Source organism: Tissierella praeacuta DSM 18095 (genome assembly GCF_900128955.1).
Classification (GTDB): domain Bacteria; phylum Bacillota; class Clostridia; order Tissierellales; family Tissierellaceae; genus Tissierella; species Tissierella praeacuta.
Genome location: NZ_FQTY01000006.1, coordinates 124,047 through 142,299, shown reverse-complemented (window position 1 = coordinate 142,299; position 18,253 = coordinate 124,047). Strand labels below are relative to the sequence as shown.

Here is an 18,253-nt window from a genome sequence, read left to right as displayed (position 1 = left end):
TTATTGAAGAGGCATATATGAGTAAGGGTATAATTTACTTAGGTAATTTAAATAATAGGTAGTATAAAATAAATATAAGGAGGATTTAGTATGAAGACTGACGTTCAAATTGCTCAAGAGGCAACAATGTTGCCAATATCTGAGGTGGCATCAAAGCTAGGAATAGACGAAGATAAGTTAATACATTATGGTAAGTATAAGGCGAAAGTTGATTTAGGACTTTTGGAGGAATTGAAAGACAAACCAGATGGAAAATTAGTTTTAGTTACTGCTATTAATCCTACTCCAGCAGGAGAAGGAAAAACTACGACAAATATAGGTCTTTCAATGGGATTAAATAAGATAGGTAAGTCTGCCATAACAGCACTTAGAGAGCCATCACTTGGACCTAGCTTCGGAGTTAAAGGCGGGGCTGCTGGTGGAGGATATGCTCAAGTAGTACCTATGGAAGATATTAATCTTCATTTTACAGGGGATTTTCATGCAATAACTACAGCTCATAACTTAATTTCAGCTTTATTAGATAACCATATTCATCAAGGAAATGCATTGAATATAGATCCAAGAAGAGTAGTTTGGAAAAGAGTTCTTGATATGAATGACAGAGCCTTGAGAGATATAGTAGTAGGTCTAGGCGGAAAGCCAAATGGTATGCCAAGACAAGATGGATTTGATATAACAGTTGCTTCAGAGATAATGGCAATCTTCTGCTTATCAAAGGATTTAGAGGATTTCAAAGCTAGAGTTGGAGAAATTATAGTAGCATATAAATTTGACGGAAGTCCAGTATTTGCTAAAGATTTACAAGCACAAGGTGCAGTAGCATTACTTATGAAAGATGCTGTTAATCCAAACCTTGTTCAAACATTGGAAAATACACCAGCATTAATTCATGGCGGACCATTTGCAAATATTGCTCACGGATGTAACTCAATGTTAGCTACAAAATTAGCTTTAAAGATGGCAGAATATACAATTACAGAGGCAGGATTTGGTGCAGATTTAGGAGCAGAAAAATTCTTTGATATTAAATGTAGGTTTGGTGGATTGAAACCAGATGCTACAGTTATTGTAGCTACAATTAGAGCATTAAAATATAACGGTGGAGTTAAGAAGGATGAATTAGGCTCCGAAAACCTAGAGGCATTAGCTAAGGGATTTGAAAACTTAGAGAAACATATTGAAAATGTTAATAAATTTGGAGTACCTGCTATAGTAGCGATTAATAAATTCCCGACTGATACGGAAGCAGAACTTAATTATGTACTTGAAAGATGTAATTCCTTAGGTGCAGAAGCTGTTCTTTCAGAAGTATGGGGCAAAGGTGGAGAAGGCGGAATAGAGATGGCTAAGGCTGTAGTAAAAGTATGTGAAACAAAAGAGTCCAATTTCAAACCTTTATATGATGTAGAAGATTCAATTAAAACTAAGATTGAAAAAATAGCTAAAGAAGTTTATGGTGCAGATGGAGTAGATTTTACTAAATCATGCGAAAAGACAATAGCTAATATAGAAAAATTAGGATTTGATAAGATGCCAATTTGTATGGCAAAGACTCAATATTCACTTTCAGATGACCCAACTTTATTAGGTAGACCAAGAGGATTTAAAATTACAGTTAGAGATATAAAAGTATCAAGAGGTGCAGGATTCTTAGTAGCTTTAACAGGAGAAATCATGACAATGCCAGGGTTACCAAAAGTTCCAGCTGCAAACAATATTGATATATTGCCAAGTGGAGAAATAGTAGGATTATTCTAGATGATAGCTGGGCAAAGACCCAGCTATTATTATCCTTATCCACTTGAATAGTTAGTAAGAAACTATAAATTATTAGGAGGCAAAAAATGGAATTTAATTCAAAAATAAAATCTGATCAGGTAGATGGTTTTTTCGAGGCGATTTTACTTCTAGAAAATAAGGAAGAATGTTATAGGTTTTTTGAAGATATATGTACTATAAAGGAGATACAAGCCATAGCACAGAGACTTGAGGTTGCAAAACTACTTAAGGCAAATAAAACCTATAATGAAATAGAAGCAGAGACAGGAGCTAGTACAGCAACTATAAGCAGAATAAATAGAGCTTTAAACTATGGTTCTGAAGGATATAATATTGTATTAAAGAAGTTGGGGATAATAGATTAATAAAAACAGGGACTAAGAGTCCCTTATTTCTTACTAAGATACATAAATAGTAATTAGTTTTGATGGAGGTGTGAGTGTTGGGGAAACTTACTAATATTGATAAACTAGAAATAGGAATGCTCTTGGATAAGGATGTAATAGATATAAAAACAGGTGCAGTTTTAATACCAGAAAATACTACTATAACAAAGGCTTTTATTGATAAATTAAATATTCATGGAATACATTTTGTGTTTATAAAAGAAGAAAAAATAAGTGATGAAATTCAAAATAAGAAATTGACTAAGGGATATTCTAAGATAGAGAGTACGCTGGATAATGTATTTAATGAAATAAAAGAAGGTAAACAATTGAAATCTGATAAGATAATTTCAGAGATGAATACATTTGTTGACGAAATAGCCTCAGAAAGAGATATACTTACTCAAATGCGACTTCTTCAAAAAAAAGATGATTATACATTTGATCATAGCTTAGGTGTAAGTATATTAGCTGCTAGTTTAGGGAAATGGATGAATTATTCTAAGGATAAAATTTTAGATTTATCTATAGCGGGACTTTTACATGATATTGGGAAATTGAAAATTTCAGATGAAATAGTAAAAAAACCTGGTAAGTTAACTATTGAAGAATATGAAGAAATGAAAAAACATTCACTATATGGTTATCAAATATTGTTGGAAACTAATAAATTTAATAATGATATTTTATTAGGAGTGCTGCAGCATCATGAGAAAATTAATGGGACAGGCTACCCTAATGGCATTAAAGGAGATGCAATCCATGAATACGCAAAAATAATAGCCGTATGTGATATATATCATGCAGTTACATCTAACAAAGTATATAGAGATAAGGATTCACCCCTAAGAGCCGCAGATTATCTTAGAGATGAGAGTTTTTCTTCCTTAGATCCTCAAATTACTCAATTGTTTTTAAAAAATATCTCTACCTTCTATGTAGGAAATAAGGTTTTATTGAGTGATGGCTCAATTGGAAAAATAGTATATATACATCCCCAAGATGAAACTAAACCTATAGTACAAATAGATAATAGATTTATAGATTTTTTTCAACCACAAGAAGTTGAGATATTAGATATAGTAATATAAAATAAAAATCAATAATTTATAATAAATTCTAAGATAGAAAGCAGGGATAAAAATGATGTGGAAAGATAAATATAAAGTTGGCGTAGAATTAATTGATGAGCAACATAAAGAACTTTTCAAACGTTTATCAGAATTTATTCAAATAGTTCAAAGTAAAAGTGATTGGGATGAAAGACTGGATAAGGTAAAAGAAACAATGGAATTTATGCAAGAATATGTAGTATTTCATTTTAATGATGAGGAAGAGTATCAGAAAAAAATTAATTACCCAGATATTGAAATACATAAGGAAGCACATAGAAAGTTTAAAGAGGGTATTAATGATTATGTTAAGATTTTTGAGCAGGGAGGATTTACGGAGGAAAAGATACAGGAGTTTAGTGCTAAGCTAATGACATGGCTAATTATGCATGTAGGAAAAATGGATCAGAAGATTGGAGAGTATGTAAGGGAAAAAGGGGGACAAGAGTAATGAAAGCAGAATATGTAAACTCCTTTTATAAGGCAACTCAAGATGTATTTCGATTAATGCTTGATACTGATGTAGAAAGAGGTAATTTACAGATAGTAGAGGATATGGTTTGCAGTAGAGAGGCAAATATTATTCTTGGAGTTACAGGAGATTTAAAAGGCACAATACTTTTTAGTTTTACAAAAGATATGACATTGGAAATGGTAAAAATAATGTCAGGAATGGAAATGTATGAAATTGATAACTTTGTATCTTCAGCCTTAGGAGAGGTGGCAAATATTATTGGAGGAAATGCAGTAACTAATTTAACTAATCATAATTATATATGTGATATTGCTCCCCCACAGATAATTATAGGAGAGTATAAATCTATTTCTATGGCAAATAAAAGAGCATTACTTATGCCTCTAAAAACACCTATTGGTGAATTTGATATTAATATATTTTTAGTAGAAAAGTAAAATTTAAGTTCATTGTATAATGATTATTGTTAATAATTATATCTAGAATATTATGGATAATAATGGAATTGAAGAACAAGATGTTGAGTTAATGAGGTTCAACATGAAGTTAAATAGGGATTTGCAGAAGCAAAAGCTAATATATCAAGAATAGAAATAGCTATGGCTGATAATTGAAGTGATATAGCAATATTAAAGTCAGTTAGATAATATATATTCAAGAACTCATCATGAGTTCTTTTTCTATTAAAATATTTTTAATAGAAGAAATAGGATATTTGATTTGTAACTTTAAAAGAGGTGAAGTTTTGTATAAGGGTTCAAATAAATTAAAAGGATTAAAAATAAGATATTTATCAATAATCATTTCAATAGTTATTATATTGAGTGTAGTTATATTTTCAGTACTGAATTATATGGATATGTAAAAAGAAGGACAAACCATATGGAAACTTCTCATAGAGCAAAAAGCATTAGCTAAGACAATAACTAGAGATGTAGATACAATTTATCTAATTATGAATGTCTTAAATTCAGAAGAAGCATTGATAGACAAGATTAGCTTAGAAAACAAATTACAAGAAATTAAAGAAAGATTAAAAGAATATATAGAAATCTATGATATAAAGATTAGAGAAATTCAAAGTGGAACTATAGAATATGATTCTATGAAAGGGAAGATATGGGATAAAAACTTAATAATTCTTGATCCCTATATAGAAGATAATATTAAAATATGGGAAGAATTAAAAAAAGATTATGTGAAAATATATGAAAACAACTTAAATTTTAATGAATTTATAAAATCTTATACATATATAAATGAAAATTCATACCAATTAATAGAAGCTAGCAGTATATTATCAGATAAATATTTTGAATCAAACAACAAAATATATTCCGATTTCAATACAATAATAGCAATTGTAGTAGGTAGCATTGGGATTATGATAATAATAGGAATCTCTCAGGTATATAAGTATCTTTTCTTGCCTTTGGGAGAGTTGTATAGTGGATTTAAGGAAATTGGATTTGAAAATATAATGGAAAAGAAAAGCAATGGAATGAAGGGAATTGCAAGTGAAATAAAGGGAATATTTCAAGGTTTATTCAAAACACTAGAATTAACTACAGAAATAAATACAACTGTTGATTTTGATGACTTTTTACAGCGTATATATGACTCTTTTATAGATTATATTCCTTATTCTTATATAGGCATAGCCTTATTTAATAGTGAAGAAAAAAGTAAGAATAAAGGATATATAATAGGCTCCTACGGAGTTGGAAGAAATGAAACAATAAATAAGGAAATGACAGATATACTAGGATATGAAGTTTCTATATGTAAGACAAGTCTAGGGGATATAATAGAAACAGGGCAACCTAGAATCATAAATAATTTGGAAAGACATATAAAAGGAAAGCCTTTAACTGGATATAATAAAATACTTCTAAGGGCAGGGATAAAATCTTCAATAACATTGCCCTTAATGGTAAGTGAATCTTGTATAGGTTTTATATTTTTTTCAAGTGATAAGAAAAATGTATATAAAGAAGAGCATACAAGATTTTTAAGAGTTCTTAGTAGTTCTATATCAATAGCTTTTCAAAAAAATATATATATAGAAGATTTGCTATATTCAACTCTTTTGGCTCTTACAAAAATATCTGAAGAAAAAGATAAAGATACAGGAGAACATATCGTTAGAATGAGGGATTATTCTACAAAATTAGCTAGACTAATGAGTAAAGATGAAAGATTTAAGGCAAGTATAGACTCTAAGTTTATAGCAGATATAGAAAAATTTAGTCCCATGCATGATATAGGGAAGGTAGGAGTTCCAGACAAAATACTTTTGAAGCCTGGGAAATTAGATGAAGATGAATTTAATGTTATGAAAAATCACACTGTTTATGGAGCTAGTGTTTTAAGAGAAGCAGAAAACAATATAGTTAAAAATGGAAAGTCTGTATTTAAGATGGGAATAGAAATAGCAGAGTCACATCATGAAAAGTGGGATGGAACAGGATATCCAAAGGGTTTAAAAGGAGAGGAAATACCCCTTGCAGGAAGAATAGTTGCATTAGCAGATGTATTAGATGCTTTGCTTTCAAAGCGTTCATATAAAGATGCTTTTTCTTTTGAAAAGGCTAAGGAAATAATTTTAGCAGGTAGGGGTAGTCATTTTGACCCAAATATAGTAGATATATTTAATGAAAATATTGAAGAATTTCAATTAATTTATAAAAGAAGTTTAGAAAGAGAGAAGGAATATGTGCTATAATTAATAATGTAACCTAGTTACAAGATAATATATATAAGTTAGATTTAGTTTAACTGCATTTTATAAAGGGTTAAATTTAAAAAAGCATCAATCTTTGATTGTTGCTTTTTTAATGGAAATTTTATGTTTAATACTATATAATGATTAAATAAGAAACAAATGTTTAGAAAGGTGTGAGATAGTGGATTACCTAAATGGATTAAATGATAGACAGAGAGAGGCTGTATTACATACAGATGGACCTTTGCTTATTTTAGCAGGGGCTGGGTCGGGAAAAACTAAAGTAGTGACTCATAAAATAGCATATTTAATCGAAGAAAAAGGAATTTTCCCGGGAAATATTTTGGCAATAACATTTACTAATAAGGCTGCAAATGAAATGAAAGAAAGGGTATCAAAACTATTATCTACAGATGTAGATAGTATGTGGATGGGGACGTTTCACTCTATATGTGTTAGGATACTTAGGCGAGATATTGATAAAATTGGATACAATAGATCTTTTACAATATATGACAGAGATGACCAGTTAACTTTAATAAAAGAATGTATAAAAGAAAGAAATCTTGACAAGGACACATATAAAGAAGCCTCAGTTTTAGCTCAAATCAGCAAATTGAAAGATGCTATGACGGACTCTGATAAATTTATAAATCAAAATTATAAGGATTTTTATTTAAGAAATATTGGAGAATTATATGCCTTATATCAAGAAAAGCTTAAACAGTATAATGCCTTAGATTTTGATGATTTAATAATAAAAACCGTACAACTTTTAAAATCAAACTCTGATATTATAGATTATTATCAAAGAAAATTTAAATATGTATTTGTAGATGAATATCAAGATACAAACAAGATTCAATATGAGTTAATAAGGCTACTATCAGATAAATATAAAAACATATGTGTAGTAGGTGATGGAGATCAGTCGATTTATGGGTGGAGAGGAGCAGATATTACTAATATCCTAAACTTTGAAAAGGACTTTCAAAACTCTACAACTATAATGTTAGAGCAAAACTATAGATCTACACAAAATATACTTAAATTAGCCAATATAGTAATAAAAAACAACTCCGAGAGAAAAGATAAGAATCTATGGACTGAAAATAATGAAGGGGAACCTATATATTATGAGGAGTTACCAGATTCAGAAGATGAAGCGTTGTTTGTGGCTAGTAAAATTGAAGAATTGACTTCTCAAGGATATAGTTTATCAGATTGTGCTATTCTTTATAGGACTAATGCACAATCTCGTTCTTTTGAGGATTCTTTCATTAGAAAAAATATTCCCTATAAAATCGTAGGGGGGCTTAAATTCTATGACAGGAAAGAGATAAAGGATATAGTGGCTTATTTAAAGGTATTACAAAATCCTTTGGATAATATTTCTCTAAAAAGGATAATTAATGTACCTAAAAGAGGTATAGGAAATGCAACTATAGACAAATTAGAAGAATTTGCATCAGTGACTAATGACTCCATTTATGGTACATTATTATCTTTAGACAATATACCAGATTTAAATGCTAGAGCAAAGAATAGTTTAAAACCATTTACAGATATGATGAATAAACTTATGGCTAAGAAGGAAGTAATGGGAGTAAAAGATTTCATTGAAGAAGTTATCAATACCACAGGGTATATAAAAGAACTGGAAAGAGAAAACACCATAGAAGCTCAAACTAGAATAGAAAATATAAAAGAATTTGTATCCGTTGCTATAGACTTTGAAGTGCGTATGGGTGAAAGTAATTTAGAAGAATTTTTAGCGAATGTAGCTTTACTTTCAGATGTAGATAAAACCTCTGATACCACTAATGTAGTTACAATGATGACTGTACACAGTGCTAAGGGGTTAGAGTTTCCAGTAGTATTTTTAGTAGGTATGGAAGACGGATTGTTTCCTATAACTAGAGCATTGGACAGCGAAACGGAATTGGAAGAGGAAAGAAGACTTTGCTATGTTGCTGTAACTAGGGCAGAAAAACAATTATTTATAACTAACGCAAGGGTAAGGACAATTTATGGAAATGTAAATTATACTCTACCTTCTAGATTTATTGAAGAAATGGGAGATGCTATAGAAAAGAAGCAAAATAAAAATACTAGAGAGCAATTAGTATCAGTAAAGGATTTTACAACAAAGAGAGAAAGATTTGCTCCTAGACCATTTGTAATACAGACTCAACCTAAACCACAGGGGGATGTAAATCTAGACGTAAATGTAGGAGATAAAGTAAAACATAAGAGATTTGGCATAGGAACTATAGTTCAAATAAAGCCTCGTGACAATGATAAGGAAGTGGTTATATCCTTTGAGGGAGAAGGGTTGAAAAGGTTATTACTTTCTATTGCTCCTATAGAAATATTGAGGTGATTTTATGAATGATGAGAAAAGAATAGATGATTTAATAGAGATAATCAATGATTTGAATTATCATTACTATACATTGGATGATCCTAAGGTATCTGATAAAGAATATGATTTATTATATGATGAATTAGTTAGATTGGAGAAAGGAACAGGGATTATACGACCATATTCTCCAACCCAAAGAGTAGGTGGAGAATTAGTAGATAAGTTTGAAAAACATATTCATTTAGGCAGGTTGTGGAGCTTGGATAAAAGCCAAAATGAAGTGGAGTTAATTAATTGGGATAATAGAGTGAGAAAGGCTATAAATGAATATAATTTGTCTAATGTTGATGAATTACCTGCTCCTAAATATATAGTGGAATATAAATTTGATGGTCTTACTGTAAATCTTACTTACAAAGATGGAGTTTTGGTACAGGGGGCTACTAGAGGAAATGGAAACATTGGGGAAGCTATATTACCTCAGCTTAAAACAATAAAAGCTATCCCTTTAAAGATAGACTTTAAAGGAACAATGGAGGTTCAGGGAGAGGGATTAATGCCATTATCTGCATTGGAGGAATATAATAAGAATGCTTTAGAACCTCTGAAAAATGCTAGGAATGCAGCAGCTGGGGCTTTGAGAAATCTAGATTCCAAAGTGACTGCGGAGAGAAATCTTACAGCATATTTTTACAATATAGGATATATAGAAGGAAAGACATTTCAAAAGCATACTGAAGTATTGGAATTTTTAAAAAGAAATAGATTTCCTGTATTTTCATATGCAAAAGAATTCTATTCAATAGAAGAAATAATTAAAGAAATTGAGATAATAAAAGAAGAAAGACATAAATTAGATCTTTTAACAGATGGGTTAGTTATAAAAGTAGATGATATAAAAACTAGAGAAATTCTTGGATATACTAATAAATTTCCTAGATGGGCAATAGCTTATAAATTTGAAGCAGAAGAGACTACAACAAAATTATTAGAAGTAGTATGGAATGTTGGAAGAACATCTAAGGTAACTCCTACTGCAATACTTGAACCAGTAGAAATTGGAGGTGTTACAGTTAAAAGAGCTACCTTAAATAATTATGATGATATTGAAAGAAAGGGAGTAAGAATAAATTCTAGAGTTCTTATTAGAAGATCTAACGATGTTATTCCAGAGATATTGGGAACTGTGGAAACAGATGATGAAACCTTTGAAATTAAAAAACCTATACATTGTCCCGCTTGTAATTCTGAATTAGTCCAAAATGGAGTTCATATATTTTGTCCAAATTCATTATCCTGCAAGCCTCAGTTAGTATCTAGATTAGTTCACTTTGCTAGTCGAGATGCCATGAATATAGAAGGATTTAGTGAGAAAACTGCAGAGAAGTTTTTGGAGGAACTGGATATAGTAGATTTACCCCAGATATATGAGGTTAAATATGAAGATTTAATTAAATTAGAAGGATTTAAGGATAAGAAGACCAATAACTTACTTAAAGCCATAGAGAAGTCTAAAGATATATCCTTGGGGTCTTTTATATATGCACTTGGGATAAATAATGTAGGTATAAAAACTGCAAATGATTTAGCGAATCATTTTAAATCTTTAGATAGACTGAAAGAGGCAACTTTTGAAGAGTTAATTACAGTAGGAGAAGTTGGAGAGGTTATAGCTAATAGTATTTTAGAGTTTTTCCATGATGAAAGGATACTAGAGAGTCTAGATAAATTATTATCAGAAGGAGTAAAACCATATTTTAAAGAGATAGAGGTTCAACGATCTGTATTTACAGATAAAACTGTAGTTATCACTGGAACCATAGAGGGACTTAGTAGAAATGAAATAAAGGAACTGGTGGAGAAAATGGGTGGAAAGGTAACAGGTTCTGTTAGTAAGAAAACAGATTATGTTATAGTAGGAGAAGAACCAGGTTCTAAATATACTAAGGCAGTGGAGTTAGGTGTTGAAATTATAAATGAGGAGAAATTGAAGGAGTTATTATAATAATATGAGTCAGGGAGTATTTTCTCTGGCTCATTATAGTATTGTTTGATTTTTTATTATAAAAAGTGGTAAAATAAAAAGGAAAGTTTAATTAGGAGGGTAAGATGATGATTTCTAAGGAAGATGTAAAACATATAGCTAGTTTAGCTAAATTAAAGTTTTCAGAAGAAGAAATAGATGAATTTACTCATAAGTTTGCCGAAGTATTAGATTATGTGGCTAAGTTAAATGAAGTAGATACAGAAAATGTAGAACCCACATATCAAGTATATGATTATAATCAAAGGTTAAGAGAAGATATAGTAAAAGAAGGTTTATCAAGGGAAGAAATACTTCAAAATTCAATAGAAAACCAATGGGGCTATTTTAAATTACTAAAGATTGTTGAATAAAAAGGGGTGAAGAAATGACGGATATAACAAAACTATCAGCATTTGAAATGAAGCGAATGATTTGTGAAAAAGAAATATCAAGCAGAGAACTAACAGAGCTGCATTTCAATAAGATAGATGAAATGGAGAAAAGTATTAATGCTTTCATTACTTTAAATAAAGAAGAAGCTTTAAAATTAGCAGATAAAGTAGATGAAAAAATAAGAAATGGAGAAAAAGTAGGACTATTAAGTGGAATACCTATAGGAGTTAAGGACAATATAATGACTAAAAATCTTAGAACTACCTGTGGTTCTAAGATGCTAGAAAATTTCATTCCTCCATATGATGCAACAGTTGTAGAAAGAATTAAATCTGCAGATGGAATAATTATGGGGAAGACTAATATGGATGAGTTCGCCATGGGTTCATCTACAGAAACTTCTTATTTTGGACCTACTAAAAATCCTATTGATTTAGAAAGAGTTCCAGGAGGATCTTCTGGCGGTTCAGCAGCAGCAGTAAGGGCTGGAGAAGTTGCGTTATCCTTAGGCACAGACACAGGTGGTTCAATTAGACAACCTGCATCTTATTGTGATGTTGTAGGTATTAAACCTACATATGGCATAGTTTCCAGATATGGGACAGTTGCTATGGCAAATACTTTAGATCAAGTGGGAGTGTTTGGAAGAGATGTAAAAGATGCAGTTCTTATGCTGTCATCTATAACTGGATATGATGAAAAGGATTCCACGTCTTTTAAGAATCCAGATGGAACTATAATATTTGGTAGTTTCCCAAAAGAAATGGATTATGATAATTATTTAAAGGGAATGAAGATAGCAATTCCTAAAGAAATATTTAATATTGGTATAGATAGTAGTATTAAGGAACAGATGAATAAATCAATAAAAATATTTGAAGCCTTAGGTGCAGAAATAAGTGAAATATCTTTACCTCATTTAGAATATGCCTTGGCAGCCTACTATATTATATCAACATCAGAACTTAGCTCAAATCTAGCTAGATTTGATGGAGTTAGATATGGACATAGGGCTAAGGAATATACTACATTAGATGAATTATATACAAACTCTAGGACAGAAGCCTTTGGAGAAGAAGTTAAAAGAAGAATAATGCTAGGAACTTATTCATTGACTAAAGGGTATGCAGAGGAGCATTATAAAAAAGCATTAAAAGTAAGAACTTTGATAATAGAAGATTTTAACAATGTATTTAGTAAATATGATGTAATTTTATCTCCAACTTCCCCGATACTTCCTTTTAAATTTGGAGAAAAGCTTAAAGATCCCCTAGCTATGTATAAAGCCGATTTATTTACTGCCCCCATTAATCTTGCTGGAATTTGTGCAATGAGTGTACCATGTGGTTCTATAGATGGACTTCCTCTTGGTCTGCAAATAATTGGTGACAAGTATAAAGAAGCAAATATTATAAAGGCAGGTCTAGGATTTGAAGGAGGTATAAAAAATGGGCTATAAAACTATAATTGGACTAGAAATTCATGTTGAATTAGCTACTAAAACAAAGATGTTCTGTAGTTGTATAAATGCCTTTGGAGGTGAAGCTAATACTCATTGTTGTCCAGTTTGTATTGGACTTCCAGGAGCACTTCCTGTGATAAATAAAACAGCTGTAGAATATGCTGTGAAGGCAGGAATTGCACTTAATTCAAAAATAAATACTAAAACAAGAATGGATAGAAAGAATTATTTCTATTCGGATTTAGTTAAAGGATATCAAATTTCTCAAGATGATTTACCTTTATGTGATGGTGGTTATATAGAAATAGAATTAGAAAATGAAACTAAAAAGGTTCGCTTAGAAAGAATCCATATAGAAGAGGATACAGGAAAACAAATTCATAGTGAGAAGGAAGATACTTTAATTGATTATAATAGAGCAGGAGTACCTTTAATAGAGATAGTGACAAAACCTGATATGAATACTCCAGAAGAAGCTAGATTATTCCTTGAAAAACTTAGAGCAACTTTAAAATATATTGAAGTATCAGATTGTAAAATGGAAGAAGGCTCTTTAAGATGCGATATTAATATAAATGTTGTAGACGATAAAACAGGGTCTAAAACCAATATTACAGAAATTAAGAATTTAAACTCCTTTAAAGGTGCAGTAAAGGCTATGGAATATGAGGAGAAAAGACATATATCGTTACTTAAGGAAGGAAAAAACACTGTAAGGGAAACAAGAAGATGGGATGATATAAGTAATGAAACTATAACCATGAGAGGTAAAGGTGGTGTAGCAGATTATAGATTTGCACCAGATGGTGATATTGCTCCCATTGAATTATCTGATGAGTGGATAGAAGAAATAAAAAACAATCTTCCAGAATTGCCTCATGATAAAAAAGAAAGATTTATAAAAGAGTATGAACTTTCTGAATATGACGCAGGAGTACTAACAGCATCTAAAGAATTAGCTTTTTTCTTTGAAGAAACTATAAAATATATAGATGATTCAAAATTAGTTAGTAATTGGATTATGGGAGACGTTTTAAGAAGATTAAAGGATGAAGAACTGGAAATTGAAGATACAAGTCTTACTCCTAAATATCTTGGACAATTAATATCTATTGTTAAAGAAGGTAAAATTAATAACAATACTGGTAAGAAGGTATTAAAGGAAATCTTTGATACAGGCAAAGATCCAGAAACAATAGTGAAAGAACAAGGATTAATTCAAATTAATGATGAAGGGGCATTAAAGGAAATAGTATCAAAAGTTTTAGATGATAATGAACAATCAATTATTGACTATAGAAATGGTAAAGATAGAGCTATTGGATTTTTAGTTGGTCAAATAATGAAGGCATCAAAAGGTAAGGCTAATCCCCAATTGGTAAATAAAATGGTTATAGATATGATAAATGAAAGATAGATAGGATTAAGTTGATTCAAAAAGTTAAAGTTTCTTTTAGAGTAGAGATCCCCATGATTTCTGCTCTAATTTTTTTATTCTAGGATATATTCTGATAATTTGAACTTGAAATAATATTCGGAATAGAATATTATAATAATAATACTTTATAATAAATCAAATATATTAAGGAGTGATATTATGGCTAAGAAAAAAATCAGTCTTACATCACGGGTACTTATTGGACTTTTATTAGGATTAATTATTGGTATTATGGTTTTCAGATTACCTAGCGGAGTAATTAAGGACAGGATTTTAATCAATGGAATATTTCAGTTATTAGGTCAAGTATTTTTAAGAGGAATAATGATGCTTGTTGTTCCTTTAGTGTTCATTTCCTTAGTAAATGGTGCCGCTAACATGGGAGATGTGAAAAAACTAGGTCGAATTGGTATAAAAACTGTAGGCTTTTATTTAACTACTACTGCTATAGCTATTATTATTGCTTTATTATTAGGATTTTTTGTAAGACCAGGACTAGGGCTAGATATGTCTTCCATAGAAGTTGTAGAGCCAACAATTAATCCAAAAGTACCACTTATTCAAATACTATATGAAATGGTACCTAAAAACCCTATTGCTGCAATGGCTGAGGGGAATATGCTTCAAATCATTGTGTTTGCCATATTGACTGGAGTTGGATTATCTCTATTAGGAGAAAAAGTTGAATTTTTAGTAACACTTTTTATTAACTTGAATGAACTTATAATGAAATTAGTAGAGATAATAATGTTATTTGCACCAATAGGTGTATTTGGTCTTATTGCCAAGACCTTTGCTACAGTAGGATATTCTGGATTGCTGCCTTTATTAAAATATATAGTTACAGTATACATTGGATTAATAATTCATATGTTTTTAGTATATGGAGGACTTCTAAAAGGGTTTACAAACTTATCGCCAATGACCTTTTATAAAAAATTTTTACCAGCAATGTCTGTAGCTTTTTCAACTGCTAGCAGCAATGCTACAGTTCCAGTATCATTGGAGATAGCAGAAAAGGAACTAGGTATTTCAAAAAATATAGCGTCTTTTACCGTTCCTTTGGGAGCTACAATCAATATGGATGGTACTGCAATAATGCAAGGCATAGCTGTTTTCTTTATAGCTCAGGTATATGGATATGAATTGAGCTTAAGTATGATAGTAACAGTGATACTTACAGCTACTTTAGCCTCTATAGGTACTGCAGGAGTTCCTGGAGCTGGAACTATAATGCTTTCTATGGTATTGCAATCTATAGGGTTGCCTATAGAAGGTATAGGTTTAATCATGGGCATAGATAGACTTGTAGATATGGGGAGAACAGTTACAAATATTACAGGAGATGCAGTATGTACAGCAGTAATAGCAAAACAAGAAGGGGAAATTAATATGGAGCTTGCCAATTCATAAAAAAATATTTCTTATTGATAAGATGAAGTGATATAATATTAGGAAATATTATATCAAAATCAGGAGGTTTTATTTTGAAGGAAAAAATAGTAATTGCAATTGGAGGAAATGCAATAATATCCGAGGGACAAAAAGGAACAGCAGAAGAACAATATAATAATATAAACAAAATCTGTCCATATATTGCAGATTTAATCCAAGAAGGGTATAGAATTATATTAACCCATGGGAATGGACCTCAAGTAGGAAATATACTTTTGCAGAGTGAAGCGGCTAAAGATAAAATTCCAGTATTGCCTATTGATATATGTGTAGCTGAAACCCAAGGACAATTAGGTTATATGATAAAGCAGTCCTTAGAAAATCTATTAAGAAAAAGAGGAATTAAAAGAGATGTTACTTGCGTATTGTCACAAGTAGTAGTTGATGATAATGATCCAGCATTTAATTCACCAACAAAACCAATAGGCCCCTTTTATAGCAAAGAAGATGCAGATGAGATTGCTAAGACAAATAACTATATTATGGTTGAAGATAGTGGGAGAGGATATAGGAGAGTAGTGCCTTCACCAAGACCATTAGATATTATTGAGCAATCAGCTGTGAAGACATTGAGTAATAATGGAACCATAGTAATTACTGTAGGAGGTGGAGGGATTCCAGTTGTTGAAAATAATGGAATGTTAAAAGGTGTAGAAGCTGTTATAGATAAGGACTATGCATCATCTTTATTAGCAAATCAAATTGAATCAGATTTTCTTGTGATTTTAACAGGAGTCCCACAAGTGGCAATAAATTTTGGGAAACCTAATCAAGAATTTTTATCAAAAATATCTTTAGAAGAAGCTAAAAAGTATTATGAAGAAGGACAATTTCCAAAAGGAAGTATGGGACCAAAGATAGAAGCTGGGATTGAATATTTAGTACGAGGTGGAAAAAAAGTAATAATTACTTCTTTAGAACTTTTAAAGGATGCAATAGAAGGAAAAGCAGGGACAGTGATCGTTAAGTAATAATTAATTTAAACTTTAAAAGCACTAAAAATTATTTGAATAATTTTTAGTGCTTTTAATTTTAGATTATGGAGAGTTTATGAATCTTCTTTTTTTTCTTTTTTAGTAAAATAAGGACAATCTTTAGTAGGAGTATTCGATGGAGGAGTAACTGTATCTAAAGCACATAAGCCGTCCTCTGCATATACGCATTTTTCAGAACAAGGTATCATCAAAGCTAAACCCTCCCTTAGAATTAATTGTCAATTGTGCATTGTCAATTACCCATTGCTCTAATTATTCTTTCCAAAATATATTTAATTATTATTAAAATATAATCACAAAATATTTTTTTGTTTTCAAATAAATTGATTAATAGCTATATATATGGGTAAAGAATTTATAACATGAAGAAACCATTGACAAAACCTTAAAAATATTAAAAATGGGGGAAAGGGAATATGAGGAAAAAAAGTATGGTTTTATTAGTAGCGATGATTTTAGTAGTAACAAGTACAACAGTTTTTGCTGAAGGTGGCAATGTTGCAGGTAAAACAAATAAGAATATCAGTGTAATGAGCGGAATGTATGAAGTTGAACCAAATGACACACCAGCACAAGCAAAACAAAATAATGAATTAAAAGCTAATACACAATGGAGAAGAGGCAAGTTAGAGAGAGGTTATGACTCAGTTGACTATTATTACTATAGTCATAGAAATTATGGAAATATAGATGTTACTTTATTCAATATATCCACTAGGGGAAAAGTAAAGATTGAAATTTATCGTCAAAATAGTAATGGAACTATGACATATGTTGCTGAGGGAAATAGTAATGGAATTCAACAAGTTGTCACTGCTCGAAATGCTCCAGAAGGAGATTATTTTGTAAAGCTAAGTTTACTTAGTAGTTCTTGGGATCAAGTAAGCTATGATATAATGATAGATGCTAGATAGGAGAAATATCATATGATAAATAGAATAAATAGAGCTTATGAGTCAATAAAAGTAAATAGTAGCACAAAAAGTCATGAGATTAAAGGAAAAGAAGGAGAAAAGAATAATAATTATGCGTACAATTCCAATCCAGATTATTCTTTTATAGATTTAGATAGGTTGATAAATGCTGTAATTGAAAGGTACTTAAATGGAGCTGTTGTTGGAGATGAATTTAGAATAACTAATCCAATTTTTCATGACGATACTATGGATAAAAGAGATTTAAAATTTGATAAAGAGTTTTTTGATACTATAAAGCCTTTAATTCAAAGTGCCTATGAGAAAAAATCATTAGGAGATATTGAATACTGTGAATATGAAAAGTATATTGTAGAGAGGGTATCTGGAATTGCATCATTAGCCAGAGCCGTAGTAAAAGAATTCTCAGATGCTTCAAATAAACCAACTTATGACGAACATTCATTAAGGAAAGCAGCAGATGATTATTTTATGGAACAGCTTAATAAAAAAGATGTTAAAAGTATAGATAACGATTCTGTAACCAATCAACATGATAATATTCGTAATGTAGCAAAATTTAGAATTATGAATGATAAAGAGTGTAGAAATATATTAGCAGAATTGAAAACTTTAATATAACAAAGTGAATCGAGAGACATGCTCCTCTTGTGGTGGACAGTTGAGATAATAAAAACTGTATACTATAAGAGGAGCATATTTTA

General features: G+C 30.5%; 16 protein-coding genes. 15 read left to right on the top strand and 1 reads right to left on the bottom strand.

Annotated elements, in window-relative coordinates:
* Positions 1-90: 90 nt before the first annotated feature.
* From BUB33_RS08725 to arcC, 13 genes are all read left to right on the top strand, one after another.
* Entirely contained in the window at positions 91-1,761 is a 1,671-nt protein-coding gene (locus BUB33_RS08725; RefSeq protein WP_072975549.1) for a formate--tetrahydrofolate ligase, read from the top strand.
* Positions 1,762-1,847: 86 nt separating this feature from the next.
* The gene (locus tag BUB33_RS08720; protein WP_072975547.1) at positions 1,848-2,147 is read left to right on the top strand and encodes a YerC/YecD family TrpR-related protein; all 300 of its coding nucleotides are present in this window, start codon (positions 1,848-1,850) and stop codon (positions 2,145-2,147) included.
* A 77-nt stretch (positions 2,148-2,224) separates the two neighbouring features.
* On the top strand, positions 2,225-3,259 hold the full coding sequence (locus BUB33_RS08715) for an HD-GYP domain-containing protein (protein WP_072975545.1): 1,035 nt from the start codon (positions 2,225-2,227) through the stop codon (positions 3,257-3,259).
* A gap of 52 nt (positions 3,260-3,311) precedes the next feature.
* Positions 3,312-3,731 carry a bacteriohemerythrin gene (locus BUB33_RS08710; protein WP_072975543.1) on the top strand — a complete coding sequence of 140 codons (420 nt, stop codon included), beginning with the start codon at positions 3,312-3,314 and terminating at the stop codon, positions 3,729-3,731.
* Entirely contained in the window at positions 3,731-4,192 is a 462-nt protein-coding gene (locus BUB33_RS08705; RefSeq protein ID WP_072975541.1) for a chemotaxis protein CheX, read from the top strand. Before BUB33_RS08710 ends, BUB33_RS08705 begins: the two co-directional genes overlap by 1 nt.
* Positions 4,193-4,710: 518 nt before the next feature.
* The gene (locus tag BUB33_RS08700) at positions 4,711-6,480 is read left to right on the top strand and encodes an HD-GYP domain-containing protein (RefSeq protein WP_072975539.1); all 1,770 of its coding nucleotides are present in this window, start codon (positions 4,711-4,713) and stop codon (positions 6,478-6,480) included.
* 181 nt (positions 6,481-6,661) lie between these two features.
* Positions 6,662-8,863 carry a DNA helicase PcrA gene (pcrA, locus tag BUB33_RS08695; RefSeq protein WP_072975537.1) on the top strand — a complete coding sequence of 734 codons (2,202 nt, stop codon included), beginning with the start codon at positions 6,662-6,664 and terminating at the stop codon, positions 8,861-8,863.
* 4 nt (positions 8,864-8,867) lie between these two features.
* Entirely contained in the window at positions 8,868-10,850 is a 1,983-nt protein-coding gene (gene ligA / locus BUB33_RS08690) for an NAD-dependent DNA ligase LigA (RefSeq protein ID WP_072975535.1), read from the top strand.
* A 107-nt stretch (positions 10,851-10,957) separates the two neighbouring features.
* A complete protein-coding gene (gene gatC / locus BUB33_RS08685) occupies positions 10,958-11,242 on the top strand; it encodes an Asp-tRNA(Asn)/Glu-tRNA(Gln) amidotransferase subunit GatC (protein WP_200778163.1) in 285 nt (94 codons plus the stop codon).
* A gap of 14 nt (positions 11,243-11,256) precedes the next feature.
* Entirely contained in the window at positions 11,257-12,723 is a 1,467-nt protein-coding gene (gene gatA / locus BUB33_RS08680; protein WP_072975531.1) for an Asp-tRNA(Asn)/Glu-tRNA(Gln) amidotransferase subunit GatA, read from the top strand.
* The gene (gatB, locus tag BUB33_RS08675) at positions 12,713-14,143 is read left to right on the top strand and encodes an Asp-tRNA(Asn)/Glu-tRNA(Gln) amidotransferase subunit GatB (RefSeq protein WP_072975529.1); all 1,431 of its coding nucleotides are present in this window, start codon (positions 12,713-12,715) and stop codon (positions 14,141-14,143) included. Before gatA ends, gatB begins: the two co-directional genes overlap by 11 nt.
* A gap of 180 nt (positions 14,144-14,323) precedes the next feature.
* Positions 14,324-15,577 carry a dicarboxylate/amino acid:cation symporter gene (locus BUB33_RS08670; RefSeq protein WP_072975527.1) on the top strand — a complete coding sequence of 418 codons (1,254 nt, stop codon included), beginning with the start codon at positions 14,324-14,326 and terminating at the stop codon, positions 15,575-15,577.
* Between the two features lie 74 nt (positions 15,578-15,651).
* Positions 15,652-16,590: a carbamate kinase gene (gene arcC / locus BUB33_RS08665; protein ID WP_072975525.1), complete on the top strand. Its 939-nt coding sequence runs from the start codon at positions 15,652-15,654 to the stop codon at positions 16,588-16,590.
* Positions 16,591-16,667: 77 nt separating this feature from the next.
* Here the strand turns inward: arcC and BUB33_RS16045 are convergent, their stop codons facing one another.
* On the bottom strand, positions 16,668-16,805 hold the full coding sequence (locus BUB33_RS16045; protein WP_159429180.1) for a hypothetical protein: 138 nt from the start codon (positions 16,803-16,805) through the stop codon (positions 16,668-16,670).
* A 225-nt stretch (positions 16,806-17,030) separates the two neighbouring features.
* Between BUB33_RS16045 and BUB33_RS08660 the strand changes: the two genes are divergently transcribed.
* Positions 17,031-17,528, top strand: a complete 498-nt coding sequence (locus tag BUB33_RS08660; protein ID WP_072975523.1) for a hypothetical protein — start codon at positions 17,031-17,033, stop codon at positions 17,526-17,528.
* 12 nt (positions 17,529-17,540) lie between these two features.
* Positions 17,541-18,170 carry a hypothetical protein gene (locus BUB33_RS08655; protein WP_072975520.1) on the top strand — a complete coding sequence of 210 codons (630 nt, stop codon included), beginning with the start codon at positions 17,541-17,543 and terminating at the stop codon, positions 18,168-18,170.
* Positions 18,171-18,253 lie beyond the last annotated feature (83 nt).

Excerpts from the sequence above, each read along its gene's own strand:
- BUB33_RS08725 (WP_072975549.1), top strand. The coding sequence starts at position 91 with ATGAAGACTGACGTTCAAATTGCTCAAGAGGCAACAATGTTGCCAATA.
- BUB33_RS08720 (WP_072975547.1), top strand. The coding sequence starts at position 1,848 with ATGGAATTTAATTCAAAAATAAAATCTGATCAGGTAGATGGTTTTTTC.
- BUB33_RS08710 (WP_072975543.1), top strand. The coding sequence starts at position 3,312 with ATGATGTGGAAAGATAAATATAAAGTTGGCGTAGAATTAATTGATGAG.
- BUB33_RS08705 (WP_072975541.1), top strand. The coding sequence starts at position 3,731 with ATGAAAGCAGAATATGTAAACTCCTTTTATAAGGCAACTCAAGATGTA.
- BUB33_RS08700 (WP_072975539.1), top strand. The coding sequence starts at position 4,711 with ATGAATGTCTTAAATTCAGAAGAAGCATTGATAGACAAGATTAGCTTA.
- ligA (WP_072975535.1), top strand. The coding sequence starts at position 8,868 with ATGAATGATGAGAAAAGAATAGATGATTTAATAGAGATAATCAATGAT.
- gatC (WP_200778163.1), top strand. The coding sequence starts at position 10,958 with ATGATTTCTAAGGAAGATGTAAAACATATAGCTAGTTTAGCTAAATTA.
- gatA (WP_072975531.1), top strand. The coding sequence starts at position 11,257 with ATGACGGATATAACAAAACTATCAGCATTTGAAATGAAGCGAATGATT.
- gatB (WP_072975529.1), top strand. The coding sequence starts at position 12,713 with ATGGGCTATAAAACTATAATTGGACTAGAAATTCATGTTGAATTAGCT.
- BUB33_RS08670 (WP_072975527.1), top strand. The coding sequence starts at position 14,324 with ATGGCTAAGAAAAAAATCAGTCTTACATCACGGGTACTTATTGGACTT.
- BUB33_RS08660 (WP_072975523.1), top strand. The coding sequence starts at position 17,031 with ATGAGGAAAAAAAGTATGGTTTTATTAGTAGCGATGATTTTAGTAGTA.
- BUB33_RS08655 (WP_072975520.1), top strand. The coding sequence starts at position 17,541 with ATGATAAATAGAATAAATAGAGCTTATGAGTCAATAAAAGTAAATAGT.